The sequence below is a fragment of the Embleya sp. NPDC020886 genome (assembly GCF_044333915.1).
Classification (GTDB): domain Bacteria; phylum Actinomycetota; class Actinomycetes; order Streptomycetales; family Streptomycetaceae; genus Embleya.
Map to the genome: position 1 here is coordinate 18,356 of NZ_JBIRRX010000030.1, position 15,451 is coordinate 33,806.

Genomic DNA, 15,451 nt, shown 5'->3' on the forward strand with positions numbered 1-15,451 from the left:
CGCCTCAAGCGCCGGCGGGGCTGGTTCGCCTCAAGCGCCGGCGGGGCTGGTTCGCCTCAAGCGCCGGCGGGGCTGGTTCGCCTCAAGCGCCGGCGAGGCTGGTTCGCCTCATGCGCCGGCGGGGCTGGGTGGCCTCGGCCGAGGTTGCTCAAGCGTCGGTGGGGGTGAACCGGCTTTGAGGGTGGGTGGGTTGGGGGTGGGCGGGGTGGATGAAGGTGGTCAGGGCGGATTCGGTGGCGGTCAGGAGGGGGGTGGTGTGGGCGCCGGTGGCGATGGTGTCGTGGAAGAGGTGGACTCGGGTTTCTTCGATGCCCGCGAAGTCGGAGATGCCGATGCGTAGGCGGCGGTCGAGTAGGTCGTCCCAGCCGCCCTTGGCGAAGTGTTCGTGCGAGTAGCCGGTCAGGCCGAGCCACAACATGCGCTTGCCGGCCAGTCGTGGGCGGCTGCGGCCGTAGGCGAAGCCGTGGTTCCAGACGCGGTCGATCCAGCCCTGGAGCAGCGCGGGCAGGCCGAACCACCACACGGGGAAGACCACGACGATCGTGTCGGCCGCCTCGATCCGGGCCATGTGCGCGCGTACCTCCGCGCTGTAGACCTTGTCCCGGTCGGCCCAGTCGGGTTCGTCCTCGACGGTCATCCGCGGATCGAACCCGTCGGCGTGCAGGTCCAGGACGTCCACGGTGTGGCCGTCGGCCGACAGCCGGGCCCGGACCCGGGCGGCGACCCGGGCGGTCAACGAGTCGGCCCGCGGGTGGGCGTGGACGACGAGGGCGTGCGGCGCTTCGGTGGTCATGGCGTGGCCTTTTTCGGTGGTGGAAACGGGGGACGGGCGAGGGGTCAGTCGGTCAGGCGGACGAGCATCTTGCCGGTGTTGGCGCCGTTCAGGACGCCGAGGAAGGCGGCGGGAGCCTGTTCGATGCCCTCGAACACGGTCTCCTCGGCGTGCAGCGAACCGTCGCCGAGCCAGCCGATGGCGCGCTCGGTCCACTCCGGGAACAGCCCGAAGTGGTCGGTGACCAACAGGCCGCGCAGGTTCAGGCGCCGGGTGTAGGCGAGGAAGAGGTTGTTCGGGCCGGGCACCGGCTCGGTCGCGTTGTAGCCGCTGATCGCGCCGATCAGGGCGAACCGGGCGCCGACCCTGGCGTTCGCGATGGCCGCTTCGAGGTGGTCGCCGCCGACGTGGTCGAGGTAGACGTCGATGCCCTCGGGCGCCGCCTGGGCGAGTTGGTCGGCGATCGCGCCGGCCCGATAGTCCAGCGCGACGTCGTAGCCGAACCCGTCGCGCAACCGGGCGGCCTTGACCGGGCCGCCGGCGGAGCCGATCACCCGGGCCGCGCCCAGCTTGCGGGCGATCCGGCCGGCCACGCTGCCGACCGCGCCCGCCGCTCCGGAGACGAACACGGTGTCGCCCTCGCGGACCGGGGCCACCTCGGTGAGCGCCGCGTACGCGGTCAGGCCGGTGGTGCCCAGGACACCGAGGTACGCCTGGGCGGGTACCGAGGAGATGTCCGGCACGATTGCGGTCGCCGCGTCCACGACCGCGTACTCCCGCCAGCCGGCGAAGTGCGACACGGTCGCGCCGACCGGGATCGCGTCGGCGCGGGAGGCGATCACCTCGCCGACCGCGCTGCCGTCCAGCACGGCGCCGAGTTCGAACGGCGGGATGTACGACTCGACGTCGTCCATGCGACCGCGCATGTACGGGTCGACCGACATCCACGTATTGCGGACCAGGATCTGGCCCTCGGCCAGGGCCGGGATCGCGGCGGTGACCAGTTCGAAGTCGGCGGCGGTGGGGGTGCCCACCGGGCGGGAGGCCAGCCGGATCTCGCGGCCGGTGGTGACGGGGGAGGTGGTGACGGACATGGTGTGGCTCCCGGTTCGGTGTGTCTCGTTCGGCCGTTCCGAACTCGATGACAGGAGAGTGCCGTCGGCCGCGCACGGAATGCTGCGGGTCCACGCACGGGCGCCGGCGGGCAACCATCAGAGCCCGGCTGACCTGCGCTAACGTGGCGTCATGCGCTTCGGGGTGATGGGTCCGCTGGCGGTGTGGACCGCGGATGGCCGGCCGGTTCGGGTCCCGGAGTCGAAGGTGCGTGCGCTGCTCGCGGACCTGCTCGTGAACCGCGGTCGTCCGGTCTCGGCGGACCTGCTGGTGGAGGATCTGTGGGGTGCGGACCCGCCCGGCAATCCGGCCAATACGTTGCAGACCAAGGTCTCCCAACTGCGTCGGGCGCTGGAGGCGGCCGAGCCCGGGGGCCGCGAACTGGTCGCCTTCCGCCCTCCCGGCTATCAACTGCGGGTGGACACGGACGCCGTCGACGCGGATCGGTTCGTCGGGCTGACCGCGCAGGCGCGGGCCGATGTCGATGTGCGCGTCCGGGCCGGGTTGTTCGCGGATGCGCTCGCGCTGTGGCGGGGGCCGGCGTTCGCCGACTTCCGGGACGAGGAGTTCGCCCGCGCGGCGATCACCCGGCTGGACGAGCAGCGGCTGACGGTCGTCGAGGACTACGCCGAGGTGCGTCTGGAACTGGGCGAACACACGCTGCTCGCCGACGAGTTGGGGGAACAGGTCGCGCTGCATCCGGTCCGCGAGCGGCTGCGCGCGGTGCACCTGCGTGCGCTGTACCGGTCCGGGCGCCAGGAGGAGGCGTTGGCCGGGTACGCCGAGCTGCGCGAGCGGTTGGCGGAGGAGCTGGGCCTGGACCCGGGGCCGGAGTTGGCCGCGCTGCATCGGGCGATCCTGGCCCAGGATCCGAGCCTGGCTCCGGTCGTGACGCCGGCCCGGGGGCAGGTCGGTGCGGCGATCGGCGCGACCGGCGCGATTGCAGCGCCCGTCGGCACAGCGGTGCCGGCGCGGGTGCGGAGCAACCTGCCCGCCGCGCTGACCGAACTGGTCGGTCGCGAAGACGCGATGGCCGAGGTGGACGGGCTGCTCCGGAGCGCCCGCCTGGTGACCCTGACCGGTTCCGGCGGCGTCGGCAAGACCCGGCTCGCGCTGGAGAGTGCGGCCCGGGTGGTCGACGACCCGGCCTTACCGGACGGGGTGTGGTTGGTCGAACTCGCCGGTCGGCGCGACCCGAGCGGCGACGACCTCGCCGACGCCATCGCCTCCGCGCTGGGCATCCGGGACGAGGTCGCGGCCGGTGCCGGGCATCGTGCGGCGCAGTCGCGGACCCGGCTGGCGGACGCGCTGCGCGGGCGTGCGCTGTTGCTGGTCCTGGACAACTGCGAACACGTGATCGAACCGATCGCGGAACTCGCCGATCTGCTGCTGCGCGCCGCTCCGCGACTGCGGATCCTGGCCACGAGTCGGGAGCCGCTGACCGTCGGCGGCGAAGTGCTGTGTGTGGTGCGGCCGTTGATGCTGCCGGCCGCCGGGGCGGGACCGGCGGCGTTGGCCGAGTCCACGGCGGTGCGGCTGTTCGTGGCCCGTGCCGCCGCCGCGGCTCCCGGGTTCGTCCTGGACGGGCATACGGCGGACCCGATCGCGGCGATCTGCCGCAGGCTGGACGGCATCCCGCTGGCCCTGGAACTGGCTGCGACCCGGGTGCGCGGGCTCGGCGTACACGGGCTCGCGGCGCGATTGCACGACCGGTTCCGGGTGCTCGGCGTGGGTCGGCGCGGGGTGCCGGCCCGGCAGCAGACGCTGCGCGCGATGATCGACTGGAGCTGGGAACTGCTCGGCGAGGCGGAGCGGATCGTGCTGCGTCGGTTGGCGATCCATGTGGACGGCTGTGCGGCGGAGGCGGCGGAGGCGGTCTGTTCGGGGACCGACGTGGCGCGTGCCGACGTGCTCGATCTGGTCGGGCGCTTGGTGGACCGGTCGTTGGTGGTGGTGGTCGAGGGGCGGTACGGGCCGAGGTATCGGCTGCTGGAGTCCGTCGCCGCGTACTGCGTGGAACACTTGCACGCGGCGGGTGAGTTCGACGCGGTACAGGGACGGCACGACGGTTGTCTGGCCGAGTTCGTCGAGGATGCCGGGCCGCGTTTGTACGGCCCCGATCAGCGTGAGTGGCTGATCCGGCTGGACGCGGAGAGCGCGAACCTGGGTGCCGCGCTGGACGGCGCGGTGCGGCGCGCGGATGCGGGGCTCGCGCTGCGGCTGGCGGGTGGGGCCGCGTGGTACCGGTTCCTGCGGGGGCGCTACCGCGAGGCGTGGCGGGCGTTGGACGCGGCGTTGGCGGTCGGTGCGGGTGCGGGCGCCGGTGGGCGGGATCCGGTTCGGGCGGCGGCGGGAGCCTGGCGGGCCGGGTTCGCGATGTTGATCGGGGACGGCAGCGACCTGGTGCGGCAGAGCCGCGACGCGCTGCGGGCCTTCGACGGGATCGCGGCGGGGCGGGCCCGGGCCGAATGGTTCCTGGGCCTGGCGCACCTGCATGTGGGCGATGCGGATGCGGGCGGCGCCCTGATCGATCGAGCCCTCGCGGGCTTCCGCGCGGCGGACGACGCGTGGGGCATCGCCGCCGCGCTGACCGGCCGGGCGAAGGCGGCGATGTTCCGCGCCGACCTGGTCGCGGCCGGCACGGCGGCGGAGGACGCGGCGGCCCGGTTCGCCGCGCTGGGCGAGCGGTGGGGCATCGTCCAGGCCGCGGACCAACTGGCCTATCTGGCCGAGGTGTCCGGCGAGTACGACCGCGCCGCCGAGCTGCATCGAGAAGGGCTGCGCGGGGCAGAGGAGTTGGGCCTGTGGACGGATGTGTCGTACCGGTGGTCCGGGCTCGGTCGGATCGCGCTGTTGCGCGGTGACTTCGTGCGGGCCGAGGAGTTCCACGAGCGTGGGCGGCGGCTCGCGGTCGAGCAGTCGGACCGGTTCGCCGAGGAGTTCGCCGAGGTCGGGCTCGGGCTGGGGGCGCGCCGGGCGGGCGACCTGGGGGCGGCCGAGCGGCACTTGCGCAATGCGCTGGAGTGGAATCGTCGGCTGCACGAGGACTACGGCGTGCCGTTCTACGGGGTGACGCTGCTGCTGGCCGAGTTGGGCTTCGTGGCCGAACTGCGTGGGGACGCGGTCGGCGCGCGGGCGTCGCACTCCGAGGGGCTCGCGGCGGCTCGGGCGTCCGGCGATCCGCGTGCGGTCGCGCTGGCGTGGGAGGGGTTGGCCGGGGTCGAGGCGATCTCGGGTCGGCACACGGAGGCGGCCACCCTGCTGGGTCGCGCGGACGCGCTCCGTGCCTCGATCGGTGCGCCGTTGCCGGCCGGCGAACTCGGCGACGTGACGCGGATCGTGGCGGCGGCCCGGGAGCGCCTTGGCCCTTCGGCCTACACGCGTGCCTTCGCTGCCGGGGCCGACTCCTTTGGTGGGCCGGACGAGGGCGGCGTCTGACGGCTCAGGTTGTCCTTCGACTTGCGGGGCCGCGTCGGGGCAGTCCGATGCGTTGTGTTGCGTGGCCGGGCTGTTTTGGCCTCATGCGCCGGCCGGGCTGTTTCGCCTCATGCGCCGGCGGGGCTGGGTGGCCTCATGCGCCGGCCGGGCTGTTTCGCCTCATGCGCCGGCGGGGCTGGGTTGGCCTCAAGCGCCGGCCGGGCTGAGTGGCCTCATGCGCCGGCGGGGCTGAGTGGCCTCAAGCGCCGGCCGGGCTGGGTGGCCTCATGCGCCGGCCGGGCTGTTTCGCCTCAAGCGCCGGCGGGGCTGAGTGGCCTCAAGCGCCGGCCAGGCTGGTGGTTGGTTGGGTTGGGGTGGGTTCGTGCGTTGGGTGGGTCGGTGGTTGGTTGGGGTGGGGGTGTGTGGGGTGGGGTTGTGGGTTGGGTTGGGTGGTGGTGGGTGGGGGGTACGGTCGGGGGTTATGGAGATTTGGATCAATCCTGGTTGTTCGAAGTGTCGGTCGGCGGTGTCGATGTTGGATGCCGAGGGGGCCGAGTACACCGTGCGGCGCTATTTGGAGGAGCCGCCGACGGTGGTCGAGTTGGAGGCGGTGTTGGATCGGTTGGGGCTGGAGCCGTGGGACATCGTGCGGACCGGGGAGGCGGTTGCGGGGGAGTTGGGGCTCCGGGAGTGGGCGCGGGAGGCGGGTGAACGGGGGCGCTGGATCGCGGCGTTGGCGGAGCACCCGATTTTGATCCAGCGGCCGATCATCACCGCCGACGACGGCAGTGCCGTGGTGGCCCGTACGCCGGAGGCGGTCCGCTCGGTTCTGGATTGACGATGCCGACCCGAGCCGGGCGGCTCGATGGTCCGAAGGATGTGGTCGGCGCTCGGCGGAGCGGGTGGAAAACGCGAGACATTTGTCTGGTTAAGGTGATTTAGGTGTATTGCCGCATACCTTGACGTCATGATCTTCTCGGTGGCCTCGTACTTCGTGGTCGCGGCCATCGCCCCGTGGCTGGTCCGCCGCCTCGGGCGAAACGCCTTCCTCGTGCTCGCCGCGCTGCCGGCGGCGACCACGGGGTGGGCGTTCGCCCGGGCCGGCTCGGTGTTCGACGGCCGGCCCGAGTTCGAATCGCGCGAGTGGATTCCCGAACTCGGCGTCTCCCTGGCGTTTCGCTGCGACGCGCTCGCGCTGCTGATGGTCTTCCTCGCGGCCGGCGTGGGAGTTCTGGTCCTGGTCTACTGCGCGCGCTACTTCGCCACCGACGAGCCCGGGCTCGGCGCGTTCGCCGGCGTCCTGGTCGCCTTCGCCGGGGCGATGATCGGCCTGGTCACCACCGACGACCTGATCCTGCTGTACGTGTTCTGGGAGCTGACCACGGTCTTCTCCTACCTGCTGATCGGCCATCGCAGCGAACACCGCGGCTCGCGCCGGGCCGCGATGCAGGCGCTGACCATGACCACGTTCGGCGGCCTGGCGATGCTGGTCGGCCTGATCCTGCTCGGCGAGAAGGCGGGCACCTACCGGCTCTCCGAGATCCTCGCCGCCCCGCCCGGCGGCACCGTGGTCACCACCGCGATCGTGCTGATCCTGGTCGGCGCGCTGTCCAAGTCGGCGATCGTGCCGTTCGGTTCCTGGCTGCCCGCGGCGATGGCGGCGCCCACCCCGGTCAGTGCCTACCTGCACGCCGCCGCGATGGTCAAGGCCGGCGTGTACCTGGTCGCCCGGCTGGCCCCCGGATTCGCCGAACTCGCGCCGTGGCGACCGATCGTGCTGATCACCGGCTGCGCGACGCTGCTCCTGGCCGGTTGGCGGGCGTTGCGCGAGGACGACCTCAAGCGGGTACTCGCCTATGGCACGGTCAGCCAACTCGGCCTGCTGATCGTGGTCACCGGCGCGGGCAACCGGGACGCGGCGCTCGCCGGGATCGCGATGCTGGTCGCCCACGCCCTGTTCAAGGCCACGCTGTTCCTGGTGGTCGGCGTCATCGACCACGCGGCAGGCACCCGGGACCTGCGCCGACTCTCCGGCCTGGCCCGGACCATGCCGATCACCTGCCTGGTCGCGGTGGTGGCCGCGCTGTCCATGGCCGGACTGCCACCGATGGTCGGATTCGTCGCCAAGGAAGCGGTCTACGAGGCGTTCCTGCACCGGGGGCGCACCGACACCATCGTGCTCGGCGTGCTGGTCGCCGGGTCCGCGCTGACCGCCGCCTACAGCCTGCGCTTCGTCTGGGGCGCCTTCGCCCGCAAACCCGACGTGGCCGACACCCGATGCGAACCGCCGGGCGGACTGCTGCTCGGCCCGGCCGCCCTGCTCGGCGTCGGTTGCCCGGCCCTGGGATTCGCCGCGCAGTCGCTGGACCACTGGATCTCCTCGTACGCCGACCTGTTCCCGTCCACCGGATCCGACTACCACCTGGCCCTGTGGCACGGCCCGGGTACCGCGCTGACCCTGTCCGCCGTCGCGATCTGCGTGGGCATCGGGCTGTTCCTGGCCCGCGAACCGGTGCTTCGCCTGCAATCGGCCACCGCCCGGATCGAACCCTCGCGCCTGTACGACGCGCTCGTGCACGGTGTGGACCGGGGTGCGCTGCAACTGACCGGCACCACCCAACGCGGCTCGATGCCGGTCTACCTCGGGGTGATCCTGCTCAGCCTGATCGCGATCACCACCGCGACCGCGCTGGGCAACCTCCCGCTGCCGTTCCCGCATTCGCCGCGCTGGTCGGACTCGGCCGCGCAGATCGTGGTCGGCCTGCTCGTCATGGGCACCGCGCTGATCGCCGCCGGCACCCGGGACAGGCTGCCCGCGGTGCTCCTGGTCGGCGTCACCGGCTACGGCTGCGCGACGTTGTTCGTGCTCCAGGGCGCTCCCGACCTCGCCCTGACCCAGGGCCTGGTCGAGACGGTCAGCGTGGTGGTGTTCCTGCTCGTGCTGCGCCGACTCCCGCGCCGGTTCGCCCGAACCACCCGGCCCGGCCGCAGGGCCGTGCACATCGCCCTGGGCGTACTCACCGGCGCGGTGCTCGCGGGCGTCGCCGTCTCCGCGTTCGCCGCCCGGACCCGGCCGCCGGTGTCCCGGGTGTTCGCCGCCGCCGCGAAGGAGGCGGGCGGCAAGGAGATCGTCAGCGTGCTGCTGGTGGACATCCGCGCCTGGGACACGATGGGCGAGATCTCCGTGCTGGCGGTCGCCGCGATCGGCGTGACCAGTCTGATCTTCGTCCGCCGCGACCGCGGCCTGCCCCGACTCGGCGACCGCGCCCCGGAACCGGCCGAGCCCGGCGGAAGCGGCCCCGGGAGCACCGCCGGAAGTACCACCGGAAGCAGTGCCTACCGCCCCGCGGCACCCGCGCCCGCCCCCACCCCGCCGCCGGCGCGGATGCCCTGGCTGGCCGCCGCCGACACACTCGCCCCCGAGCGGCGCACGGTGCTCTTCGAAGTGGTCGCGCGCGTCGCGTTCCCGACCGTCCTGGTGTTGTCCCTGTACTTCCTGTTCAGCGGACACTCCACGCCGGGCGGCGGGTTCGCGGGCGGCATCACCGCCGGACTCGCCCTGCTGGTGCGCTATCTCGCGGGCGGGCGGTACGAACTGGCCGAGGCCGCGCCGCTGCCCCCCGGCCGGCTGCTCGGCACCGGCCTGGTGATCGGCGCGGGCGTCGGCCTGGTCGGCCTGATCGCGGGCGGCTCGGTGCTGCGCAGCACGGTGCTGGACGCCACGCTGCCGCCCTTCGGCGACGTGCACATCGCGACGTCGGTGTTCTTCGACATCGGCGTCTACCTGCTCGTGGTCGGCCTCGTGCAGGACGTACTGAGCGCGCTCGGCGCGGAGTTGGACCGACGCATCGAACAGACCCGGGACCGGGACGCCGAACGAACGGTGATCGTATGAAGAGCCCGACCATGATCCTGGTACTGACCGCCGCCGTGCTCGTGGGCGCCGGGGTCTACCTGGTGCTCGAACGCAGTCTGACCCGGGTGTTGCTCGGCGTGGTGCTGATCGGCAACGGCGCCAACCTGATCGTGCTCGCCGGCGGCGGTCGCGCGGGCGGCGCGCCGGTGCTGGGGGTGACGCTGCCGTTCGCGATGAACGACCCGCTGCCCCAGGCGATGGTGTTGACCGCGATCGTGATCACGCTCGCGGTGACCGCGTTCGTGTTGTCGATGGTGCATCGACACTGGGAACTGACCGGATCCGACGAGATCCAGGACGACACCGAGGACCTGCGGGTGGCCCGCCGCGCCGAGCGGGGCGACCTGCGCAGCGAACATCGGCGACTGCGACGGGAGTTGCGCCGGCAGACCGCGGATCGCCGGGCGGTGGTGCGGCGCCTGGGGATCGAGGCCCGGGCCAACTACGACGCCGAGTGCCGACGACTCGGGGTGGACCGGAACGGGCACGGCGGTCGACCGGAGGCGCAGCGGATCGCCCGCGAACGACGCGCGGAACTGCGCCGGCGACTGCGCGGGATCAAGTCCGAACACCGGATCCAACAGGCCGAGTTGCGGGCCAGGTTCCGGCGGGCGCGGCGCGAGTTGAATCGGCAGGCGCGGGCCGAACGGGCGGCCGTGGCCCGCGCGGACAGTGTGGTGGACGCGGTGCCCGACACCGAGTTCCCGCGCGGTGCCGGAGAACCCGCCGGTCCCGAGCGGGGTCGGGACCGGCCCGCGCGATGAACCACCTGGTGCCGCTCCCGGTCCTGCTGCCGCTGTTCGGCGCCGGCCTCAAGCCGGCCATCGGCGGCCGACTGCCGCGCGGCCAGCGGCTGATCAGCGTCGGGGTGCTGACCGCCGTGCTCGGCGTGGCGATCGCCCTGCTGGTGGCGGCCGATCGGGACGGCCCGGTGGTGGCCCGGATGGCCGGGTGGCCCGCGCCGACCGGGATCGTGCTGGTGGCGGACCGGTTGTCCGCGCTGATGCTGGTGGTCTCCTGCGCGGTCACCCTCGGCGTGCTGGTCTATTCGATCGGCCAGGGCCGCGCGGACGAGGACGAGGCCACGCCGCTGTCGGTGTTCCACCCCACCTATCTGATCCTGGTCGCGGGCGTGGCGAACGCGTTCCTGGCGGGCGACCTGTTCAATCTCTACGTGGGCTTCGAGGTGTTGCTCGCGGCCAGCTACGTGCTGCTGACCGTCGGCGGCACCGCCGCCCGGGTGCGCGCGGGCGCCGGCTACGTGGTGGTCGGCCTGCTGTCCTCGGTGGTGTTCCTGTCCGCGATCGCGATGGTGTACGCGGCGACCGGCACGGTCAACCTGGCCCAGCTCGCGGTGCGGCTGCCCGAGGTCGACCCCGGCGTGCAACTGGTCCTGGAGTCGATGTTGTTGATCGGATTCGGGGTCAAGGCGGCGGTGTTCCCGCTGTCCGCGTGGTTGCCCGACTCGTACCCGACCGCGCCCGCGCCGGTGACCGCGGTGTTCGCCGGACTGCTCACCAAGGTCGGGGTGTACGCGATCATCCGGGTGCAGACGTTGTTGTTCCCGGACGGGCGATTGCGCGAACTGCTGCTCGTGGTGGCCGCGGCGACGATGATCGTCGGCATCCTGGGCGCGATCGTGCAGAGCGACCTGAACCGGCTGTTGTCCTTCACACTGGTCAGCCACATCGGGTACATGGTCTTCGGGATCGCGCTGGCGAGCGCGGCGGGCCTGGCCGGCACGGTGTTCTACGCGGTCCACCACATCACCGTGCAGACCTCGCTGTTCCTGGTCACCGGGCTGATCGAGCGGCGCGGTGGCAGTACCGACCTGGGTCGACTGGGCGGGCTGGCGCGGATGTCGCCGGCGCTCGCGGTGTTGTTCTTCGTACCCGCGATGAACCTGGGCGGGATCCCGCCGCTGTCCGGCTTCCTGGGCAAGTGGTTGTTGTTGCGGGCGGGAGCGGAGATCGGTTCGGTGGCGTCATACCTGTTGATCGGCGCGGCGGTGGCCACCAGTTTGTTGACGTTGTACGCGATGGCCCGGGTGTGGGGGCAGGTGTTCGGCAGTTCGCCGGACACCTCGGGGGCGACCGCGTACTCCTTCGGCGCGAGTCTGAGCGGACGCGACGTCGCGGCCACCAGCAGTGTGCTGCCGCGCGCGATGACGCTGGCGACCTGCGCGCTGGTCACGTTGGGCGTGGCGTTCACCGTGCTGGCCGGGCCGCTCGTCGCGCTGACCGAGCGCACGGGCAGCGAACTGGTGGATCGGGTCGCCTATATCGACGCCGTGCCGCTGCCCGGCGGGTTCGCCCGAGGGTCGGGTCGGTGACCGTGCGCCGGTTCCGGAGCCGGCCTCGGACCCGACGGATCTCGCCGCTGCTGGTCGGGTGGTTGATCGCGGTGTGGGTCGCGCTGTGGGGCACCCTGACCGTCGCCAACCTGCTCACCGGGCTCGTGATCGCGGTGTTGTCGTCGGTGCTGCTGCCGTTGCCGCCGGCGCACGACGGGTTGGCCTTCCGGCCGTGGGGACTGGTCCGGTTCGTGGTGCTGTTCGTGCTCGACCTGGTGGTGTCCTCGCTGCGGGTCGCCTGGCAGGCGCTGTGGCCGGGGCGGTTGCCGCGCAACTCGGTGGTGGGGGTCGAATTGGCCTCGCGTTCGGACCTGTTGCTCACCCTGACCGTACTGGCGTTGAACGTGATGCCCGGCAGCATCGTGATCGAGATTCGCCAAGGTCGGCCCACCGTGTTGTTCATCCACGCGCTGGGCGCCGACACGCCTGCCTCGGTCGAAGCGGCGCGGCGGGCGGTGGTGCGCCTGGAGGCCCGTGTGCTCGCCGCGTTCGGCACCCGCGCCGAACGTGCCCGTTCGACCGGAACTCCCGGAGGTGGTTCATGAATCCGCTCATCGGCGGCACCGTGATCGTGCTGCTCGGCGCGGCTGCGGTGCTCGCCCTGATCCGGCTCGTGCGCGGGCCATCGACGCTGGACCGGGCGGTCGCGGTGGACATGCTGCTCGCGGTGATGTTGGCCGCGGTCGCCGCGGAGGCCACCTTGAATCGGCACACCACGACCGTCCCGGTACTGCTCGCCCTGGCCCTGGTCGGCTTCCTGGGTTCGGTGTCGATCGTGCGCTTCTCGGCGCGCGAGGGCGACTGACGTGCGGGCCGGCGAGTTCGCCGACGGCGCGTCCGCGGTGTGCCTGCTCGTGGGCTGCGCGCTCGCGTTCGTCGCGGGGGTGGGACTGCTGCGCTTCCCGGACACGTTGTCGCGGATGCACACCGTGGCCAAGCCGCAGGTCCTGGGCCTGCTGCTGGTCACGCTCGGCCTGGGGTTGCGGCTGCGGCACGGGATCGACATCGGGATGCTGGTGATGGTGGCGTTCTTCCAACTGACCACCGTTCCGGTGGCGACCCACCTGGTGGGCCGCGCGGTGTACCGGTTGCCGCAACTGCCGACCGGGGACCTGGCCGTCGACGAACTCGCGGACGGGATCGACCCGAGGAGCGCGAACGGATAGTCGTATTTCACTCCGATGCGTGAGGTTGGCGAGTCGGTTCGGTGGATACCCGGGACGAGACAACCGTCGACCGAGGGCCCGTCGGGGCCCGCACGTCCGTCCCGGGTCCGCGGCGCGGGTGTGTTCGCGGCCCGGGACTCGGCGCGCCCGTACCCGGGTCGGTCGGGCCCGGGTACGGCCGTTCGGGGCCGCGCACGCCCCGGGCCGGGGTCGGGGCCCTCGGACGTACCCGCCGCAGAAAGGAATCCACGATGAATGCGGAACCCGGCGAGATCGACGAGTGCGCGGTGTCGGTGCCGGTCGGCACCGGGCCGTGCTCCGGCGTCGACCCGATCGGCGGCTGAGTCGTGTCGGAGCGGGTGGCGGTGGTGGTGGTCGGCGGGCACGAGAGCGCGAACGGCGCCGCGTTGCCCGACCTGTTCGGGGCCGAGGTGATCTCGGCGGCGTGCGGCCGGCAACTGCACCGGGCGGTGGGCGCGGCGCTGCGGGCGGGCGCGGAGCGGGTGTGCGTGGTGCCGGTCACGCTGGGCCGGGACCCGGGCCTGGCCGGGGCCGCGGCGCGGACGTTGCTCGCGCTGCCGGCGGCGGAGCGGGGCCGGGTGTTGCTGAGCCGCCCGTTCGCCGGTACGGAGCAGCTCACCCAATGGCTGCGCGCCGCCGCCGCGCGGGTGCCGGATCGGGCCGCGTTGCTCGTGGCGGCGCCGGCGGGGGACGGGCACGAGGACGCCGAGCTGTATCGGATCGCGCGCCTGGTGTGGCAACACGGCCCGCACCGGATCGTCGAGGTCGCGCTGATCGGCGGTGACCCGGATCTGGGCCGGGCCCTGGAGCGCTGCCGGGTACTGGGTGCGGCCCGGACCGTGGCGCTGGCCGCGTCCTTCGTGTTGCCGGCCGTGCCGGGCGTGGCCCCGCTGCTGTCGAGGCCGGCGGCGGCCGGGGTGCTGGCGGCCCGGGTCGGCTCGGCGGTCGAGCGCCTGCGGGTGCACGGCGACGACGGCCTCGCGGGGATCGGCCCGCGCACAACGCCGCCCGCCCACTCGGACGCGCGGGATCGTGCGCGGCCGCCGGTCCGCCCGCCCGGCCGCGAGTCCGTGCCCGCGTTCCCCGTCGCCTAGGAGGTCCGAGCCCATGGTCACGGCCCAACCACAGCGCTACCTCTATCGCGATCACCCGGCCGAGGCGGCGGCTGATCGCCGCACCTCGATCGTGGCGGTGCGCAACACCGGCGACCGCGCGATCCGGGTCGGGTCGCACTTCCACTTCTTCGAGGTCGACCCGACGCTGGTCTTCGACCGGGCGGCGACCTTCGGGATGCGGCCGAACATCGCGGCGGGTAGCTCGATCCGGTTCGAACCGGGCGGCACCCGGCAGGTGGAACTGCGCCCGTTCGCGGGCTCGGGACGCCTGGTCGGCTGCACCGAGCTGCCGCACGGGGCGGCGGCCGCCGCACAACCGGCCCGGCTGGGGGCGACGTTGCACGCGATCGAACACGGCCTCCGCGAGGCGCAGGCGCAGGCGTTGTCACAGGCGCAAGCCGGACGGGCCGATCCGGCGGTACCGGAGCCCGCCGCCGACGCCGCGCGGCCCGCGGTGGTGCGGGCGGACCGACCCGCCGGCCGGCCGATCCGCGGCAAGCCGGGCAGCCGGCCGCCGACCAAGCCCGGATCCACGCCGGGCCCGGGGCGAAGGGGCCCGCGCTGACCACACATCCCACCCGCGCCGCCGGTCGCGGCGGCCGGCGGCGGGACCGTTCGTGGGCCCGCGATCAGCCCTGGTGCGGATAGCTCATGCCGATCCCGAGCGTGGACTGCATCGGGAGCAGGCCGGTGCCGATCGTGTCCAGCACGGCGGGCAGGATCAGGTCGGCCAGTCGAGCCGCCTCGGTGGCGCCGATCGATTCCCAGGGCCGGGCGGCGAGTTCGTCGGTCAGCGCCTCGACCGAGTCGCGGCCGCTGCGACCCGCCTCGGTGGCCGTGCCGTCGGCGTTCAGCCACCCCCGGGCGACCAGGCGCCCGCGCGCCGCGTCCCACTCGTCGGCGCTCCACTGTCGGCTTGCGAACACCTCGGCCGGAGCGGCACCGGCGGCGCTGTGCGAGACGAGCGCCTCGACGCCGTCCAGACGGTGTGCCAGCAGCGCCGCGATGTGCCCGTCGCCCCGGTGTTCACGCAGCCGGGTGATCGCCTGCCACAACACCAGGTGCGGCTCGTCCGCCCACGGGAGTGCGGCATGCGCGGCGGCCAGCGGGCGACCGACGGTGTCGGCGGTCTCGGCCACCCGCCGGGTCAGCGCGGCGGCCTCGGCGATCTCCGGCGCGTGCACCCGCTCGCCGAGCGCCGAGCGCAGCGTGGCGTCGACCGCGCGCAGCCGGGCCGCGAGCACGTCGGCGGGGTCGGCGATCGACCAGACCCTCGGCACGTACCGGGCGACCATCGCCGGGCTGAAGCTGTAGAAGGTCGAGGTGACCAACTCGGCGGAGGCCGTCCCGAGGGCCGCGGCACGCATCGCGAAGTAGGCCGGCCATCGTTCGTCCACCGCGTAGCCGAGCGCCGCGAACTCCTCGAACATCTTCGGCGAGTAGTAGTGCAGCGCGTGCAACGGCTCCAGGGTCTGCCACATCCGGCGGACCAGCACGGCGTCCAGGGCCTTGTTCGTTTCGTTCGTCTCGTTCGTCGTGCTCATGTCGTGCAGTCCTCTTTCCGACTTCCGAGCGGCT

Annotated in this window: 13 protein-coding genes; 10 read left to right on the forward strand and 3 right to left on the reverse strand. The window is 73.1% G+C overall.

Annotated elements, in window-relative coordinates; all coding sequences use genetic code 11:
* Window positions 1-148 precede the first annotated feature (148 nt).
* Together ACH4U8_RS45305 and ACH4U8_RS45310 are read right to left on the reverse strand one after the other, a co-directional pair.
* The gene (locus ACH4U8_RS45305; RefSeq protein ID WP_395784533.1) at window positions 149-793 is read right to left on the reverse strand and encodes an NAD(P)H oxidoreductase; all 645 of its coding nucleotides are present in this window, start codon (window positions 791-793) and stop codon (window positions 149-151) included.
* A gap of 44 nt (window positions 794-837) precedes the next feature.
* Window positions 838-1,866, reverse strand: coding sequence for an NADP-dependent oxidoreductase (locus ACH4U8_RS45310; protein ID WP_395784535.1), 1,029 nt, complete (start codon window positions 1,864-1,866; stop codon window positions 838-840).
* Between the two features lie 151 nt (window positions 1,867-2,017).
* Here ACH4U8_RS45310 and ACH4U8_RS45315 point away from each other — a divergent pair, with 151 nt between their 5' ends.
* The 10 genes from ACH4U8_RS45315 (at window position 2,018) to ureB (ending at window position 14,438) form a co-directional block, all read left to right on the forward strand.
* On the forward strand, window positions 2,018-5,323 hold the full coding sequence (locus ACH4U8_RS45315; protein ID WP_395784537.1) for an AfsR/SARP family transcriptional regulator: 3,306 nt from the start codon (window positions 2,018-2,020) through the stop codon (window positions 5,321-5,323).
* Window positions 5,324-5,783: 460 nt separating this feature from the next.
* Entirely contained in the window at window positions 5,784-6,140 is a 357-nt protein-coding gene (locus tag ACH4U8_RS45320; protein ID WP_379988031.1) for an arsenate reductase family protein, read from the forward strand.
* Window positions 6,141-6,269: 129 nt separating this feature from the next.
* Entirely contained in the window at window positions 6,270-9,197 is a 2,928-nt protein-coding gene (locus ACH4U8_RS45325; RefSeq protein WP_395784539.1) for a Na+/H+ antiporter subunit A, read from the forward strand.
* Complete coding sequence (locus ACH4U8_RS45330) at window positions 9,194-9,982, forward strand: Na(+)/H(+) antiporter subunit C (protein ID WP_360320412.1); 789 nt, start codon at window positions 9,194-9,196, stop codon at window positions 9,980-9,982. Before ACH4U8_RS45325 ends, ACH4U8_RS45330 begins: the two co-directional genes overlap by 4 nt.
* Complete coding sequence (locus ACH4U8_RS45335) at window positions 9,979-11,550, forward strand: Na+/H+ antiporter subunit D (protein ID WP_395784541.1); 1,572 nt, start codon at window positions 9,979-9,981, stop codon at window positions 11,548-11,550. The genes ACH4U8_RS45330 and ACH4U8_RS45335 overlap by 4 nt, the downstream gene beginning before the upstream one ends.
* Entirely contained in the window at window positions 11,547-12,116 is a 570-nt protein-coding gene (locus tag ACH4U8_RS45340) for a Na+/H+ antiporter subunit E (RefSeq protein WP_395784543.1), read from the forward strand. Before ACH4U8_RS45335 ends, ACH4U8_RS45340 begins: the two co-directional genes overlap by 4 nt.
* A complete protein-coding gene (locus ACH4U8_RS45345) occupies window positions 12,113-12,376 on the forward strand; it encodes a monovalent cation/H+ antiporter complex subunit F (RefSeq protein WP_360320421.1) in 264 nt (87 codons plus the stop codon). The genes ACH4U8_RS45340 and ACH4U8_RS45345 overlap by 4 nt, the downstream gene beginning before the upstream one ends.
* 1 nt (window position 12,377) lies before the next feature.
* Window positions 12,378-12,737: a monovalent cation/H(+) antiporter subunit G gene (mnhG, locus tag ACH4U8_RS45350; RefSeq protein WP_360320424.1), complete on the forward strand. Its 360-nt coding sequence runs from the start codon at window positions 12,378-12,380 to the stop codon at window positions 12,735-12,737.
* Between the two features lie 347 nt (window positions 12,738-13,084).
* Window positions 13,085-13,852 (forward strand): cobalamin biosynthesis protein CbiX, encoded by a 768-nt coding sequence (locus tag ACH4U8_RS45355; protein ID WP_360320427.1) that lies wholly within the window; start codon window positions 13,085-13,087, stop codon window positions 13,850-13,852.
* 13 nt (window positions 13,853-13,865) lie between these two features.
* A complete protein-coding gene (gene ureB / locus ACH4U8_RS45360) occupies window positions 13,866-14,438 on the forward strand; it encodes an urease subunit beta (protein ID WP_395784545.1) in 573 nt (190 codons plus the stop codon).
* 64 nt (window positions 14,439-14,502) lie between these two features.
* Here ureB and ACH4U8_RS45365 read toward each other — a convergent pair whose 3' ends face one another.
* A complete protein-coding gene (locus tag ACH4U8_RS45365) occupies window positions 14,503-15,417 on the reverse strand; it encodes a hypothetical protein (RefSeq protein ID WP_395784547.1) in 915 nt (304 codons plus the stop codon).
* Window positions 15,418-15,451 lie beyond the last annotated feature (34 nt).

Bases quoted from the DNA above. Each gene is read 5' to 3' on its own strand.
- ACH4U8_RS45305 (WP_395784533.1), bottom strand. From the start codon at position 793: ATGACCACCGAAGCGCCGCACGCCCTCGTCGTCCACGCCCACCCGCGG.
- ACH4U8_RS45335 (WP_395784541.1), top strand. From the start codon at position 9,979: ATGAACCACCTGGTGCCGCTCCCGGTCCTGCTGCCGCTGTTCGGCGCC.
- ACH4U8_RS45315 (WP_395784537.1), top strand. From the start codon at position 2,018: ATGCGCTTCGGGGTGATGGGTCCGCTGGCGGTGTGGACCGCGGATGGC.
- ACH4U8_RS45325 (WP_395784539.1), top strand. From the start codon at position 6,270: ATGATCTTCTCGGTGGCCTCGTACTTCGTGGTCGCGGCCATCGCCCCG.
- ACH4U8_RS45330 (WP_360320412.1), top strand. From the start codon at position 9,194: ATGAAGAGCCCGACCATGATCCTGGTACTGACCGCCGCCGTGCTCGTG.
- ACH4U8_RS45345 (WP_360320421.1), top strand. From the start codon at position 12,113: ATGAATCCGCTCATCGGCGGCACCGTGATCGTGCTGCTCGGCGCGGCT.
- ACH4U8_RS45320 (WP_379988031.1), top strand. From the start codon at position 5,784: ATGGAGATTTGGATCAATCCTGGTTGTTCGAAGTGTCGGTCGGCGGTG.
- ureB (WP_395784545.1), top strand. From the start codon at position 13,866: ATGGTCACGGCCCAACCACAGCGCTACCTCTATCGCGATCACCCGGCC.
- ACH4U8_RS45365 (WP_395784547.1), bottom strand. From the start codon at position 15,417: ATGAGCACGACGAACGAGACGAACGAAACGAACAAGGCCCTGGACGCC.
- ACH4U8_RS45310 (WP_395784535.1), bottom strand. From the start codon at position 1,866: ATGTCCGTCACCACCTCCCCCGTCACCACCGGCCGCGAGATCCGGCTG.